At 33.3% G+C, this 16782-nt stretch carries 12 protein-coding genes; 5 read left to right on the plus strand and 7 right to left on the minus strand.

Features of this window, described 5'->3' with window-relative positions:
- The first annotated feature begins 26 nt into the window (after positions 1-26).
- From BOW57_RS13405 to BOW57_RS13415, 3 genes are read left to right on the plus strand one after another with little or no spacing between them, the layout of a single operon-like run.
- Positions 27-1118 (plus strand): AI-2E family transporter, encoded by a 1092-nt coding sequence (locus BOW57_RS13405; protein ID WP_129054930.1) that lies wholly within the window; start codon positions 27-29, stop codon positions 1116-1118.
- 2 nt (positions 1119-1120) lie between these two features.
- Entirely contained in the window at positions 1121-2302 is a 1182-nt protein-coding gene (locus BOW57_RS13410) for a class I SAM-dependent methyltransferase (protein WP_129054932.1), read from the plus strand.
- Between the two features lies 1 nt (position 2303).
- Positions 2304-2870, plus strand: coding sequence for a hypothetical protein (locus BOW57_RS13415; protein WP_129054934.1), 567 nt, complete (start codon positions 2304-2306; stop codon positions 2868-2870).
- Between the two features lie 4 nt (positions 2871-2874).
- On the opposite strand, the gene BOW57_RS13420 is transcribed toward BOW57_RS13415, so the two are convergent.
- From BOW57_RS13420 to BOW57_RS13455, 7 genes are all read right to left on the minus strand, one after another.
- The gene (locus tag BOW57_RS13420; protein ID WP_129054936.1) at positions 2875-3519 is read right to left on the minus strand and encodes a M15 family metallopeptidase; all 645 of its coding nucleotides are present in this window, start codon (positions 3517-3519) and stop codon (positions 2875-2877) included.
- A gap of 413 nt (positions 3520-3932) precedes the next feature.
- Positions 3933-5435, minus strand: coding sequence for a TolC family protein (locus tag BOW57_RS13425; RefSeq protein ID WP_241687447.1), 1503 nt, complete (start codon positions 5433-5435; stop codon positions 3933-3935).
- A gap of 9 nt (positions 5436-5444) precedes the next feature.
- On the minus strand, positions 5445-8558 hold the full coding sequence (locus BOW57_RS13430) for an efflux RND transporter permease subunit (protein ID WP_129054940.1): 3114 nt from the start codon (positions 8556-8558) through the stop codon (positions 5445-5447).
- A gap of 33 nt (positions 8559-8591) precedes the next feature.
- Entirely contained in the window at positions 8592-9698 is a 1107-nt protein-coding gene (locus tag BOW57_RS13435) for an efflux RND transporter periplasmic adaptor subunit (RefSeq protein WP_089052784.1), read from the minus strand.
- Positions 9699-10546: 848 nt separating this feature from the next.
- Complete coding sequence (locus BOW57_RS13445; protein WP_129054944.1) at positions 10547-11650, minus strand: fatty acid desaturase; 1104 nt, start codon at positions 11648-11650, stop codon at positions 10547-10549.
- Between the two features lie 157 nt (positions 11651-11807).
- Positions 11808-12713 (minus strand): carbohydrate kinase, encoded by a 906-nt coding sequence (locus tag BOW57_RS13450; protein ID WP_129054946.1) that lies wholly within the window; start codon positions 12711-12713, stop codon positions 11808-11810.
- A gap of 190 nt (positions 12714-12903) precedes the next feature.
- On the minus strand, positions 12904-14757 hold the full coding sequence (locus tag BOW57_RS13455) for an alpha-amylase family glycosyl hydrolase (RefSeq protein WP_129054948.1): 1854 nt from the start codon (positions 14755-14757) through the stop codon (positions 12904-12906).
- A 160-nt stretch (positions 14758-14917) separates the two neighbouring features.
- Between BOW57_RS13455 and BOW57_RS13460 the strand changes: the two genes are divergently transcribed.
- Both BOW57_RS13460 and BOW57_RS13465 read left to right on the plus strand, forming a co-directional pair.
- Positions 14918-15982, plus strand: a complete 1065-nt coding sequence (locus BOW57_RS13460; RefSeq protein WP_129054950.1) for a sensor histidine kinase — start codon at positions 14918-14920, stop codon at positions 15980-15982.
- A complete protein-coding gene (locus BOW57_RS13465; RefSeq protein ID WP_129054953.1) occupies positions 15969-16691 on the plus strand; it encodes a LytTR family DNA-binding domain-containing protein in 723 nt (240 codons plus the stop codon). The genes BOW57_RS13460 and BOW57_RS13465 overlap by 14 nt, the downstream gene beginning before the upstream one ends.
- Positions 16692-16782: the final 91 nt, after the last annotated feature.

Raw genomic sequence — 16782 nt, forward strand, 5'->3', positions numbered from 1 at the left:
CTATATTTATCATCTAAAATTTAAATATGGTGACGTCAAAAACTATTTCAAACGGAATTTTAAGAGCTTTAACTACAATCTTACTTGTAGGTGCGGGACTCTATTTTTTATATGAAATTCAAAGTGTTATTGTTTACTTATGTATTTCTTTAATACTATGTCTGATTGCAAATCCGTTAGTGCAGTTTTTGAAAAACAAATTAAAATTCAGCAATTCATTGGCCGCCACTACCACACTTATCCTTTTTGTATTAGCCTTAGTGGGTTTTATTTTACTATTTGTTCCATTAATTATTTCACAAGCCAATAATTTATCACTGCTCGATACTAACAACTTGCAGCAGCAGTTTATTGCTACAGAAAAAAGTATTGAAAGTTACTTTAATATTCAGCATGTAGATTTGAATAAAGTTTTAAAAGAATCTAAAATAACTTCGATGTTGGATTTAACCTATTTTACGGGATTCTTAAACTCTCTTTTTAGTTTTATGGCAGATATGGGTATGGGATTCGTTTCGGTATTTTTCATAACTTTTTTCTTCATTAAAGATCAAGATGCCTTTAAAGTTTCGGCAAGAAAAATTCTGCCTGACACTAATGAAGATAAAATTTTAAACTCAGTTGCCAAGATAAATCATTTTTTAACCCGTTATTTTATTGGTTTATTACTTCAATTAACGGTCGTATTTATTTTGTATTTTATTGTGCTTCTTATTTTTGGCAACAAAAATGCATTTGTAATTGCTTTTTTATGTGCAATTTTAAACATCATACCTTATATAGGACCAATTATAGGTACTATACTGGCGGCATTATTAACTATGATCAGCTTAATTGGGCAAGATTTTCAATCGGAGATTTTACCTACGACAATATATGTAGTCATAGGCTTTTTGCTTGTTCAGGCCATTGATAATAATATCAGCCAGCCTATAATTTCATCAAAAAGTGTAAATTCGCATCCGTTAGAGATATTCTTAATTACGGTAATCAGCGGTATCACTTTTGGAATCGTAGGAATGATTATTGCAATTCCATTTTTTACGATGGTGAAAGTAATCTTAAAAGAATTTTTCCCTGACAACAAAATTGTCTCCGTATTAACTGAAAGAATTTAGCATTGAACTTTTCGATTTTAAACAAAAATATCCAAGAATTTATTACTCAAAATACTGGTGTTTCTATTAGTAAACTTGCGCTTCAGAAAAATCCTTTTCCTGAGGTTGACTGGATAGCAGTTTTAAATCAAATCGAAGCCAGAACTAAAGCTAAAGATAAACTGCCAACCTGGTTCTCAACTGAAAACATTATTTATCCAAGCAAGGTTTCTGTCGAACAAACCTCATCAGAAAAAACGGCTGAATATAAAGCTTCTTTAATTTCTGGTAAATCTTTAATTGATCTTACGGGTGGTTTTGGAGTTGATGATTATTACTTTTCTAAAAAGTTTAAAGTTGTTGCCCATTGCGAAATCAATGAAGATTTATCCAATATTGTAAAACATAATTTTGAACAGCTGAAAGTTGCAAACTGTGATTTCTACGCTGCTGATTCTGCAGATGTTTTAGAAAAATCTGAAATAAAGTGGGATTGGATTTATATTGATCCTTCTCGCCGAAATGATGCCAAAGGCAAGGTTTTTATGCTGAAAGACTGTTTGCCAAATGTTCCAGAATCATTAGACTTTTATTTTGAAAAATCGAATTCTATTTTAATCAAAACGGCTCCTTTACTAGATATTTCTGCTGGTTTATCTGAATTAAAATTTGTAAAAAACATTCATATAATTGCTCTCGAAAACGAGGTAAAAGAATTGCTTTTTGAAATTCACAATCAGTATAAAGGCAGTATCACTTTAAAAACGGCTAATATTTTAAAGGATAAAATTGAAACCTTTGATTTTGTCTTGGATGACGAAATGGATTTTATGCCTTATGAATTGCCTAAAAAGTACATTTACGAACCCAATTCGGCAATAATGAAATCTGGCGGATTTGATGAAGTAAGCTCGATTTTTAAGATTGGCAAACTGCACAAGCATTCGCATTTATATACTTCTAACGAATTAATTGATTTTCCAGGGCGTACTTTCAAAATAGAAAAAGTGATTCCGTACAGTAAAAATGATATGAAAACAGAGCTTGTAAACGAGCAGGCAAATATTACCACTAGAAATTTTCCTGAAACGGTAGAGAACATTCGAAAAAAATGGAAAATAAAAAATGGTGGTAATAAATATTGTTTTTTTACAACTGATAAAAATGATAACAAAATAGTTTTAATTTGCAGAAAAATAATTTAAAATGAAACACTTAATTACACTAACCTTTTTTTTATTAACCTTTACTGCATTTGCACAAAAACCATGTGAATACAGTGCTAATGTTACCGATTCTATTGGAACTTATAAAATAACTAATGAATATTTAGTAAGCGAGAAAAACTTTGGAGGTACTTCCAGCTACATCTTCTTTTCACTGGCGCAAACGGATGGTCTTCCAACTTTGAACATGCAGCTGATTCAAAAAAGTAAAGATTTTATGAAAGCCAACTGTTTTGATAAAAACTCAAAAATATTTTTGCAGTTAGAAAATGGTAAAATTGTTACTTTACTACATATCAATCAAGAAAACTGCGGCACTTTACTTCGCGATGATAAAGGTTTTGACAACCGTGTTAATACAGGAATTTTTATGTTCATGAAAGATAACTTTGAGGAACTGAAAAAATCACCAGTTTCAATCATGAGAATTAAGTACTTGACTAATATAGACGATTATATTGTAAAAAGCGAGTTGGTTTCTGAAATGAACGGCAAGACGTATCAACCCAATACTTACTTTATGCAAAACATAAGATGTGTTGAATAATTAATTATTCACAATTCCAATTTTGATTAGAAACAGGGTCTTTGAGCCCTGTTTTTAAATTATAGTGCCACCATTCTGAATCGAACGGATTGAATCCATTCTGAATCATTATTTTTTTCAGAAATTTTCTGTTCGATTTTACTTTTTTAGGAAGTGTTGGAAAGCTGTGGCTTGCCTCAAATCCAAAGTAATCAAAAGAAGTCCCCATTTCTAACTCTTTGCCATTAGAATCAACTAATGTAATATCTACAGCTCCTCCTCTATTATGAATTGATCCTTTTTTTGGATCTGCAACATATTCAGGTTTTGGAACAATCTCCCACATTTTTTTCTGAATCGATAAAGGTCTGTAACAATCAAAAAGCTTAATTCTATAGCCTTTTTCGATAAAATCTTTATTGGCCGCAATCAAGGCTTTAACCGTTTTGTAACGCAGTAAACATTCTGCACAATCGTATACTTTTGCTTTCAAAAAATTGTCTTCGGTCGCATATTTCATATCGTACACAAAATCTTTGCTATAGTCTTTTAAATTTACAAAAGTTGTATCTGCAACTTCTTTGGGACTTGCATATGTTTCGTTTTGAGCATTTGCAGTTATTACTGAAAAAAAAGCGATTGCAAAAAGAGTTTTGGTTAATTGTACCATGAGTTTTAAATTTTGAAAAAATGAAATTACTCAAAAAAACGCCAATCTCCTATTTAATCGGTTTTCTTCCTAAAATATTTTACATATGAACCATTGGATGTAATTACTTTGTCTGTACCCTTAACATGGGTGATAAAAGAAATCAACACATAGAAACATAGATTTTTCTTGCACAACAAAAAATGTAAAAGAGAAATATATTCCTTTAACATAGCCAACTCTGTGTGTTTAAAATAAGTGAAACGCCTTTTTTGAGAGTACAAAATCTATGTTTCTATGTGTTAAAATTAATTTCACACAACGGATTAAACATGAATACAATTCCAAGATAAATATGAATTTAAACAGCAAAAAAAATGCGTAAAAGTCAGAGACCTTTACGCATTTTATTAGAAATAGCATTAAAGAAGTTTTTAGTTTATTCCTCCTCCTAAAGCTTTGTACAACAATACTTGCGAGCTTACATTTTTAAATTGTATGTCTACAAAATCAAGTTCTGCTTGCAGCATGTCTTTTTGTGCGTTTATTATTTCCAGATAATTGGCATAACCGCTCAAATACAAATCATTTGACACATTTACTGCAATTTCGAGATGTTCAACTTGTTTTGACTTGTATTTTAAAACATCTTCAAACGCTTTTGTGCGATACAATAACGCACTCAATTCATTGTACGCAGTCGTGATCGAATTTTGATATTCTAAAAAGCTTATTTCCTGTCTGCGATTGGCAGTAAAAAATTCATGTTTAATTTGTCCTTTATTAAATATTGGTGCTGTAATTCCGCCCAATAACTGCCAAGCAAATGATCCGCTGTCGAAGAATGTTGCAAAAGAAAATGAATTAAGACCAACATATCCTCCTAAGTTTACGGTTGGAAAAAAAGCAGCTCTCGCCGATTTCGCATCTGCTTTTGTTGCAAGCAATTCGAAATAAGCTTGTGACACATCTGGTCGATTATGTATGATTGAATCAACACTCATTTTTTGATTCAGTACTTCAAGATGTCCTGATAGAAAATCTTTGCTTCTGGTTACTTTACCTCCGTATTCACCTAAAAGAGTCAGCAGAGCTTTTTCCGTTTGATCTATACTAAGGTTCAATTCTTCGGCTTCAGCCAAAATACTATTGTTTTGAGCATTAAATTGCTGTACAGCTAATTCTGTTGCTTTACCAACTGCACGCTGTGCCGAAACAATATCAAGGGCACGCTGCTGTGTTTTTAAGTTTCGCTCATAAATTACTTTTTGTTTATCGAGCGCAATAAGCTTAAAATAAAGCTCAGCAACATCGCTCAATAATCTTGTCTGCAACAATCTTACACCTTCTTGTGATGCAAGAAATCTTTGTTGAGCAGCTTTTTTTCTGTTACTTAATTTTCCCCATATATCAGCTTCCCAAGATACTTTTCCTCCTAAAAATAAATTAGGAGTTACATCTGTATTAATTCTTTGTTTTTCTGATATATTCTGCGAGAAATTAGTATCAAAGTTTCCTACGCCATCCATAGTATATTTACCATAATGTGTTCCTGAAACATCAGCACCAATGTCAAACGAAGGCAGTAAAGCTAATTTTGCCACTTTTAGATGTGAATTTGCAATGAGAATTCTCTGCTGCATTGCCAAATAATCAGGATTCTGAGCTACTGCTATGTCTAACAATTTTTCCAGCTCTGGATCTTTAAAATACGATTCTGTTTTTAGCGGTGTAAATGTCTGCTGGCTGTCTGTTGTTTTTGGATTTGAGACAAAATTTTCAGGCAGTGTTTTTACCTTCTGCTGCTCTGCCTCTTTCGGGGCAGAACAGGCAGAAAGTAACATTAAAAACACAACTACAAGTACATATTTTGATTTATTCGTGATGAGATATATTGACTCTGTATGTTTAAGAAATTTTCTAAAATTATTTTTCATTGTTTTCATTTATTTATTCCAAGCTTTTTCAATTTTTGCAAACAGGATGTAAAGCCCCGGAATGATTACCAGTCCAAAAATGGTTCCTATTAACATTCCCCCTGCAGCTGCAGTACCAATAGATCGGTTTCCAATTGCACCAGCTCCAGAAGCAATACACAATGGTATAAGTCCAGAAATAAAAGCAAATGAGGTCATCAAAATAGGTCTGAAACGTAATCTTGCACCTTCAATTGCTGCTTCGGTAATTCCCTGCCCTAACTTATTTTGGGCAATCGCAAATTCTACAATCAAAATGGCATTCTTGGCGAGGAGTCCTATAAGCATGACTAAGGCGACCTGAGCATAAATGTTATTGTCTAAGCCCACTGCCAGTAATGCGAGGTACGAACCAAAAACTCCTACTGGTAAACTTAAAAGCACTGGAAACGGAAGCAGTAAACTCTCGTATTGTGCGGCAAGTAATAAGTAAACAAAAAGGATACATAAGGCAAAGATGTAAATGGTTTGATTTCCTGATAGAATTTCTTCACGCGTCATTCCAGACCATTCGAGTTCGAATCTGCTTGGCAGCTTTTCGGCTGCGATTTTTTCTACTGCTGCAATGGCTTCTCCAGAACTAAATCCTTCAGCTGGCTCACCATTGATCATCGCTGACATATACATATTATAACGGGTTAAAACTTCTGGACCGTAAACTCGTTCTAGTTTTATAAATGTTGAAAATGGCACCATTTCGCCTGCATCATTTTTAAGATACATGTCTAGAATACTTTCTGGATTTTTTCTAAACTGCGGACTTGCTTGTACCATTACTTTATACATTTGAGAAAAACGAATAAAGTTTGTGGCATAAAATGATCCCAGCATGGTTTGCAAGGTAGACATCGCATTGTCTACAGATATTCCTTTTTTGGCCGCAAGATCATAATCAATATGTATTAAATACTGCGGAAATGTAGCATCAAAACTGGTAAATGAATTTTGTATTTCTGGCGAAGCATTCAATTCTTTAATAAAGTTTTTAGTAACTGCATCAGTATTATTGATGGTTCCTCCAGATTTGTCAAGTAAACGCAATTCAAAACCACTGGTGTTACCAAAACCGGGAACTGTAGGCGGTGCAAAAACTTCGATTTGAGCATCGGCAATACCTTTTGTTTTCTGCGTAAGCATTGTAATAAATTCATTTACAGAAATGTTTCGATCTTTCCAATCTTTCAGGTTTATCATTCCCATACCGTATGAAGCTCCTGCAATTTCAGTAACGATACTGTAACCTGCAAGAGTTGTTACGTTGTCAACTCCATCAATTTGTTTAGCGATGCGAGTTACTTCATCAAGTACTTTTTCGGTACGTTCTACGGTAGCTCCTTGCGGTGTAGTTACGTTTACATACACCATTCCCTGATCTTCAGAAGGTATAAATCCTGAAGGTAAAAACTTCGAAGTTCCCCAAGTAAGGAAACAGAACAAAACTAAAAGTCCGATAGTCATAGAACTTCTGTCTGCAAATTTTGACAATACTCTGATGTATTTTGAAGTAATATTGTCGAACCACGCATTAAAACGAATAAAGAAACGATCTAATAATGATGTGTTCTTTTTATTTGGATCATGCGGTTTAAGCATAATGGCACACAAAGCTGGTGTTAATGTAAGGGCATTAATTCCTGAAATTACAATACTAATAGCCATAGTAAGTGAAAACTGTCTGTAGAAAACCCCAACAGGACCGCTCAAGAATGCAACTGGTATAAATACGGCTGCCATAACAATGGTAATCGCAATAACGGCTCCTGTAATTTCTTTCATTGCACTAATTGTTGCGGGTAGAGGCGCCATATGTTCTTCGGAAATTTTAACATGGACGGCTTCTACAACTACAATGGCATTATCGACAACGATTCCTATGGAAAGTACTAGGGCAAAAAGGGTAAGAAGGTTTATAGAGAATCCCATCATCGACATAAAGGCAAATGAACCAATTAAGGCTACAGGTACTGCCAATACTGGTATCAACGTAGAACGCCAGTCTTGCAGGAATATAAAAACAACAAAAGCTACTAGAATAAAGGCTTCTATTAATGTTTTTAAAACTTCATCGATTGAGGCATCAAGAAAACGTGATACATCATAAGCAATATTATAATCCATTCCTGGAGGGAAAGACGATATTTTCAATTCTGCCATTTTTTCTTTTACGCTGGCAATTACTTCAGAGGCATTCGAACCTGGTCTTTGTTTCAACATGATTGAAGCCGAAGGTTTTCCGTCAGTCTTAGAAACCATTCCGTAACTCATTGCTCCAAATTCGATATTAGAAACATCTTTTAATCGCAAGATTGTTCCATCTGAATTGGCACGAAGCGGTACTTCTTCATACTGCTTAGGCTCAAAGAATTTTCCTCCGTATTTAATTACATATTGAAGCTGATTGTCAAGCTGTCCTGATCCCTCTCCAACTTTACCAGGAGCTGCAGAAATGTTTTGTTTTTGCAACGAGCTTATCACTTCGTTTGCCGAAATATTATAAGAAAGCATTTTTTGCGGATCCAGCCATACACGCATCGAGTATTCTTTCTGTCCCATAATCTCAGCACGACCTACTCCATCAATACGTTTTAATTCCTGAAGAATATTAATATCTGTAAAGTTGAAGATAAATTGTTCGTCCTGCGTTTTATCTGTACTTGTAATATTTAAGTACATCAACATACTATTTACCTCCTTTTCGGTGGTTACTCCGGCTCGTATTACTTCTTCCGGAAGTTCGTCTAGTATGGTTGTTACTCTGTTTTGAACGTTTACGGCGGCAAGATCAGGATCTGTTCCTACTTCAAAGAAAACCTGAATTAAGGTTAAGCCATCATTTGAGGTAACAGTCGACATATAGGTCATCCCTGGTACACCGTTTATAGCTCGTTCTAAAGGTAGTGCCACAGCATTGGCCGAAACTTCGGCATTGGCACCTGTATATTTTGCCGTTACGGTTACAGACGGCGGTACAATATCTGGAAACTGCGTTATGGGTAATTGAAACAAAGCCAATAACCCCAAAAGTACTATCATCACAGATATGATTAGTGACAATATTTTTCTTTTGATAAACAACTCTATCATTTTATATTTTTTTAGTAATAATTATGTAATGGCTTATAAGCTTACACTTTGTGCGTCTCTAATGTTAATCTTATCTCCATCTCGAAGTGATTGGGTTCCTTCATGTACAATAAGATCGTTCTTTTTTAATCCTTTTTTCAAAATGTAAACATCATCAAGAGTGCTTCCAATAACAATATTGGTCATTTTTACAATTCCTCCTTTGTCCACCACAAACACGAATTGCTTGTCTTGGATAGAGAAAACTGCTTTTTGCGGAATTAAAACGACATTGGTTCTTGGCTCAGAAATAATCAATTTTCCAGATGTTCCGTGTTTGATAAAACCTTGCGGATTATGAAATTTGGCTTTGTACTGAATTGAACCTGTTTGTCTGTCGATTTCTCCATCGGCTGTTTTTAATTCTCCTGTTTGACCGTAAACCATACCATTTGGCAATACTAATTTTATATCTCCTTTGGTATTAAGGCTTTTATCTGCCATCATTTGAAAGTAAATATTTTCAGGTATCGAGAAATAGGCATATACATCGTCTAATTGTGAAACTGTTGTCAACAAAGAGCCATTTTCTACTAAACTTCCTTCTTTAAATGGAATACGATCTACAGTTCCGTCAAAAGGTGCTGTTATGGTTGTAAAACTAATTTGCTGTTTGATCGCTTTTCTCTCTGCCGAAGCATGAGCAACTTTAGCATTTGCTGCATCGTGTTTTGCTTTTGACAATTCTAATTCTTTATCAGCAATTACTTTTTTATTAAAAAGAGTTTGTGCCTGCTCCAATTCGACTGTAGCAATTCGAAGGTCTGCCAATGTGCTTTTATAAACAGCTTCAGCTTTTAAAAGTTGTATTTGAAGTTCCACGTCGCTGATCTTAAAAAGAATTTGTCCTTTTTTTACTCTTTGTCCTTCGCTTACATAAACTTTATCTAGTAATCCAGGTATACGAACATGAATTTCGACATTATTTTTAGCATGTACATCAGCAACAAATCGATTTGAAACGATGGTATCTTTTACAGTTACCTTATATACAGGCAGTGTTTTTATATTTGCGGATTTTTTTTCGGCTTTATCTCCGCAAGAAGCTAGAAATAAAACAGAGAATGCGTACAAAAGGAATTGTTTTTTACTAATGCTCATAATTGTTTTTTAAAAATTACATAAATATACTGGCTCCCTATATTGATGTATAGGGAGTGGTAAATGGGTTAAATATTGAAAATAGGGAGTTTATCGTATACTGCTTATTCTTTTGAACAGTACCGTTTTAGGGCATATTTTTATAGCGCAAATACCTTCATAAATAGATATAAAGCGGTATTGCAGAAACTTGTTTCTGTCTATAAAAATAAAAGGGAATTGGGAAATCTAGAAAAGCTGGTACAAATGAAGATGTGTATGACGCTGAATTTGATATATGTTTGCTATACCATAAATCAAGCTGTCTTCAAAGACCTTAAAATGTACTAACTTGGTAAAAAATAAACTTTTTAAAATATTGCTGTCTGAAGAGACTGCACGAGATTTCATCTTCTTTTTGACTATAAAATGTATATCCAGATCTTTGGATATAATTAGTGCTGAAGGTAAAACCTCTGGTATTTCTGATGTAGAAAGAAAATCCTGACCATGACAAACTGAAAATTCAGAAGGGTGCTTAAAGTACTCTGCACTGCTTGTAAAAGTGAGCAGAAAGAGTAAAATAATACTTATGAACTTAATTTGTTTCATGAACGCAAAGCGAAGGATTACATATTTGTTGTTTGAAAAGGCTGTGCTTTTCTTGATGGTGGGCCAAATATAGTAATTTGAAAAGTAACCAATTCTTAAATTTTTCCAAAAAAAGCAAAATACCTAAGTCAAACACGGTTTTTTAATGAATAAGCCTTTAATTGTATATTGTATTTACAAATCATTAACTTTTCATTTACATTCTTAACTACATTCATATCGAAAAATATACCTGTAAGATTGACTTTCGGGAATCTTTATATTTCGCCTGTCATCATAATATTTTCTTTCACGCCTTTATTTTTGAGCATTCTAAAGTGTGATCGAACTGCATGATAAAACGGATACGAAGTATAAGGAAGATCATACTCCTCAGCATAACGCATAATTATTGGTGTAATATAAGGATAATAAGTATGCCCGATACCCGGAAAAAGATGATGCGCAACATGATGCGTAAAGCCTCCGTATAAAAAATTTGCCAATTTACTATTGGTGCTGAAATCTTTTGTAACAATCATTTGATGCATTGCCCAAGTTGCTGATAAATTTCCATCTTCATCTGTTTCTGGAAAATTTGCATCTTCATCGACATGTGTTGACACGAGTGCGACCACTCCCAGCATACTGCCGCATAAATGCATCGAAAACCAACCTCCTAAAATTATATACCAAGGCTGCTTTAATACGATCATAGGAATAAAAAGCAGGTAAAATAAGTTAAGCGCCTTTGCAAAAAACAATTTGTATATTTCTTTTTGTGGAATGTTGTCTACCACTTTTTTTACATAATTATTTCTCTTTCCAAAAAAGTCTTTGAAATCCCTAATATAAATCCAATTTAAGCTGTACAACGGATAAATAAACCACATATAAATATGCTGATATTTATGATAATTAAACAGCGGACTGTTTGGAAAAATCCTTATAATGTCACTTTGTTTAATATCTATATCCCAATCGGGAACATTTGGATATGCATGATGAAGATTGATATGTCGTCGAGTCCAAAGCCAATGGTTGCCGCCAAAAAGCTCCAGAATATACATAAACCATTCATTGTGTTCTGATTTTTTGAATAAGGCACCATGCGCAGCGTCATGAAAGGCATTGATAAAAAGTACGATCATAGTTATACCGCACAAAATATAGAAAAAGAATAATAAAGGAGTACTGTTTCCAAACAGTAAAATACAACTATAAGATAAAAAGAAAAGGACTACTAGACCTAAAGATTTAATAATATTGAACAGGTACAAGGATGAGTTTTGTAGAATTGTTTCGTTTACTTCAGTTCGCATCTTCTTAAAAAAATCATCAGTACCGGCTTTAAGATACACCGGGCGTTTTAATTTTTCCATAATGGTCTTGGCTAGAAATTCTTACATCAAATTTAATAAAAAAAAGTTAAAATACACGAAAACAAAGCATTACAAAATCAAAAAAAGACTATCTTTTTTAATTCGAAAACAAAAAAGCCGTTCAATCGAACGGCTTTGAATATTCAGATTTTATATTTTACGCTCTAACTCTTTTCATTAAAGCTTCAATTTCAGCTTGAGAAATTTCAGGATTTGCTCCTGGAGCCTCGGCAACTAGAGCTCCAACTGCACAGGCAAAATCAATCGCTTTTTGAGGTTCTTTACCAGTAAGTAATGATGTAATTAAGGCAGCCAAAAATGAATCTCCTGCTCCTACTGTATCCGCTACTTTTATAGGATAACCATTGTTTTCATACAATTGTCCTTCCCACATTAATAAAGCGCCGTCTTTACCTCTAGTTACACACAAGGCTTTTATTTTTGTTCTCTCAGCAACAAACTGCATGTTTTCTTCTAAGGTTGAAAAAGGAGAATTCATTACGGAAGTAATTTCTAGCAATTCTTCGTCATTAAATTTTATAAAATCAGCCGAATTCATTAGATGCTCAATAATTTCATATGTATAATGAGGTTTCCTTAAATTGACATCAAAAACTTTGTAAACATTTGATTTCAGCAATTCGTTAAGTGAGCTTCTTGATACTTCGTCTCGACAAACTAAACTTCCGTAAATTAAAACATCTGCATCAGCGGCTAATTCTTTAGCTGAATCATTCAATACAATTTTATCCCAAGCTGATGGATATTTTATGTCATAACTTGCCGATCCTTGCTCATTTAATGTTACGTTTACTAATCCTGTTGCAAATTCCTCCGATTTAAAAACAGCCGCAGTTTCAAGTCCTAAACTTTTTACGTAATCAATAATTGTTTCTCCATCTGCGTCTTTTCCTACACAACTAATCATTGCCGATTCGCATCCTAACGTTTTCATTCGCATTGCTACATTAAGAGGTGCACCGCCAATTTTTCTTTCATTGACAAAAACATCCCAAAGCACTTCGCCATAAGCTACTGCCTTAAGTTTTTTTATATTACTCATTCTAAATTTGTTTACTATTATTGTTATTCAAGTGGTATAATGTAAAATACTGAAACAAGTTGTATTTTTCCTTTCAGCAATTAAGTTCTATTTTATTCTGAAAAAAATAGATTACCCTAAAAATACAATATTTTGTGCTGACTTAAATTCTAAATCTTAAAAATAAAATTTCATCACTAAAAAAGCTGAATTACTTATTTAATTCCAAAACCCACATTTTCATCGCAGGTATCGATGTTTTTTTCAACGATGAAAACTTTTCATCTGTTACAACGTTTTTAGCTGAATTGAATCCTTCTGTTCTCTCCATATATTTCTGAAAATCTACTTCTTTAGCATCATTACTCGTATTCATAATACACATAATTGTTTGCTTTTCATCATATCTAAAATAAACATACAAACCATCAACAGGAACATAATGCATTAATTTTCCAGTGGTTAATGCCGAAGATGTTTTTCTAAAATTGGCTAGTTTTCGAACTAAATCCTGAGTCGATTTTTCGTCATCTGTTAAACCTTTTCCTGTAAAAGCATTTTTTGTATCAGTACTCCATCCGCCGGGAAAATCGCTGCGCACCAAACCGTCAGGCGCTTTAAATCCTTTAACCAAAACCTCAGAACCGTAATACAACTGTGGGATTCCACGGCAGGTTAACAGCCATTGAAAACCCATTTTTTGTTTCTCAACATTCTCACCCACAACTGAGAAAAAACGAGGCTCGTCATGATTATCTAAAAGCAGTACTTTTTGCATTGGGTTTTTACTCAAAAAATCACTGCTTAAAGTATAATATAATTTATTTACCCCATCTGTCCAGCCAAATGGCTGAGTAAGCGCAGGAATAATTCCGTAATACAAACTCTGAAAATCAACAACTGATGGCAGATTACTTTTAAAAGGCGTTTCTATATTATTTTGTTCAAAATAAGCTTGATTGGCAACGCCGTGAACCATGATTTCTCCAAAAATAGACATCTTTGGAAATTCATTTAAAATGGCTTCATTACATCTATTTGCAAAATTCAAATCATTGTAAGTATACGTATCTAAGCGAACACCATCAATACCAAAAGTTTCAATATGCCAAATACAATTCTGAATTAAAAAATTAGCCATGTATGGATTATCCTGATTAATATCCGGCATAATTTTATCGAACCAGCCATTGCTCATTTTTTTCTGATCTGATTTTGCTCCGTATGGATCAAACAACGGCTGTTCTCTATAAATTGTTTGCGTATACTCTGGCCAGCGATGCACCCAGTCATTTTCCGGCTGATCTTGTTCTAAAAAATGATACAGTCCAAAATGATTGTAAACAGCATCAAATATTAGTTTCATACCGCGTTTGTGCAGCTGGCTGCTCAATTCTTTATACGCTTTATCACCGCCATAACGAGCGTCAATTTTATAATGATCTGTAATCGAATAGCCATGTTCTGTGCGGTTCATCATATCATTTTCCATCACAGGTGTAAACCATAAAGCAGTTATTCCTAAACCTTGCAGATAATCTAAATTATTAATTACACCTTGTAAATCGCCTCCATGACGATCATACATTTGATTTCGGTCTAACGATTGATCTCTCATTCCTTTTATTCGATCGTTTGACGGATCGCCGTTACTAAAGCGATCTACCATTATTAAATCTATAAAATCTGAAGAATTTACACCTTGCGCATATTCGGTGCCATTTCCCGATCTTCGAGCATTAAGCTGCCAATTTATTTTCTGTTTTTTCCCGTTCTTAGCAACTTCAATTAAAACAGTTCCTGGAAGGGCTTCCGGTAAAATTGTAATATCTACAGCCAGATATTTTTTGTTTGAAAATTGATGTGTTTTCAAAACTTTTATTCCTGAATAATTTATACTTACATCAGCTGATGAAAAGACTTCATCTGTACTTCGAATAAGCAATTGTATCGAATTTGTTTTCATTCCTGTCCACCAATTGGTAGGATAAACGTCAATATTTTTGGCATTAACAATACATGTGAAGCACATTAAAACCAAGTAAAAAAAGAATGTTTTTTTCATCTCAAGCTATTTTTAGATTAATATTACTGCCGAAAGGTATTTTTCTTCAGTATTCTAAAAAAGCAACTTATTCAAACAACGTTGTTTACGTTGTAAACAACAATTTAGGTTTCAAACAAAAGCACTATTTTTACATGTATCAGAAAAACAAATAAGTAAAATGAAGATAATGGCATATGATCTTGAAAATAGATCGCTCATAATTAGATTGTATACCTTATACTGGCTTGGGTATATTTTGCTTTTTAGTTTAATTCAAGGGCTGCCTGCCAATGATTTTATTACAGCATTGCGCAACGAATGGTACAGTATTTTACCTAAGATTCTTTTTGTAACTATTGTTGTTGAGTTTTTAATGCCTCGTTTATTATTCAAGAAAAAAACGATAACTTTTATTACCGCTTACGTTATTCTAATTCTGCTTTTTGCTTTTTTACAGCGTTTAATAGACAATTTTATAATCCTGCGTTATTATCTAACATTCTGGAAAATTGAACCTCTTTTATCAGCACCTGTCTTTTTGTATAATGTGAGTAAACTTCAATTTGTAGTTACGATACCTATAGCTTTTAAACTATTTTATTATCTAGCGGAAGAAAAAAACAAAGTACAAACTATTTTATCCGAAAAACTGCAAGCCGAACTTTCGTCTCTTCGAAATCAGTTTCATCCGCATTTTTTGTTTAATGTCCTGAATAGTTTGTATTCTAAAATTCTAAGCAAATCAGATGATTCAGCTGAAATCGTTTTAAAAATATCCGATATCCTGCGATTTTCTATTTACGATCTCAACAACAAAAGCATCACATTAGAAAATGAAATAGATTACCTTAAAAATTATATTTCACTGCAGCAACTGCGTTTTGAGAATCAGCTCCAATTGAGTTTTAGTGTTTATGGTTCTGTAGAAAACCATTCGATAGAACCCTTTTTAATACTGCCGTTTATTGAAAACAGCTATAAATATTGTTTGGACGAAAACAATCAAGGCTGGATAACCATTTCTATTACTATTAATGATGAATGGTTAGTCGTTAAAATTGAAAACAGCCTTTCGGAAAACGCTAATCTATATCCTGAAAATGTAAACAGCGGCATAGGAATTTCGAATGTAAAAAGAAGACTTGAACTCTTGTATCCAGACACACATGTTTTGACAATAAAAAATGAGACGGTAAGCTTTTTTGTTTCTTTAAAAATAAAAATAAAAGATGGCGGCAATTAACTGTATTATTATTGAAGATGAATTACCTGCATCAATTTTGCTGGAACTTCATATTGCCAAATTTGATTTTTTAGATCTCAAAAGTAAATTTACCAGTGTCTCAAATGCCCAAAATGCAATAAAGTCAAACAAAATAGATCTTATTTTTTTAGATATAAATCTGCCCGGAAAATCTGGAATCGAATTTGCCAAAAGTTTACCCTCAGAAACAGCAGTAATTTTTACAACCGCATATACAGAATACGCCGTTGAAGGTTTTGAGATTGAAGCTGTAGATTATATTCTAAAACCAATCTCATTAGAACGTTTTACAAAAGCCATAAGCAAATACTCGAAAATAAGAGAGTCAAACGAGATAGTTTTGCATTCTAAAAGTCAAGAAACAAATCGTGCTTTTATCTTTGTAAAATGCGAACGAAAAATGGTTAAACTTTTCCTTGATGAAATTTATTATTTTGAATCTCAAGGAAATTATTTACTGATTTATACACTGTCAGAATGCTACAAAACTTACCAGTCTATAACCGAAATGGAAGATAAATTGCCCGAAGGTTTGTTTTTAAGAATTCATCGCTCTTTTCTGGCTGCCATAAAAAAAATATCCGGCTATAATGCAAATCATATCAACATTCAAAATAAGCAACTGCCAATTGGACGTTTTTATAATTCTGCCGTTTCTAGTTTATTGAACTCTTTAATACAAAAATAAAAGTCAGTATATTTTTGTTCACAATGCTACTTCGACTGCTTCCTTTATTAATGATTTGCAAAAAAGCAGTCTTTATTACTTACATAAACAT

This window comes from Flavobacterium sp. YO64, assembly GCF_004119505.1.
GTDB classification, from domain to species: domain Bacteria; phylum Bacteroidota; class Bacteroidia; order Flavobacteriales; family Flavobacteriaceae; genus Flavobacterium; species Flavobacterium oncorhynchi.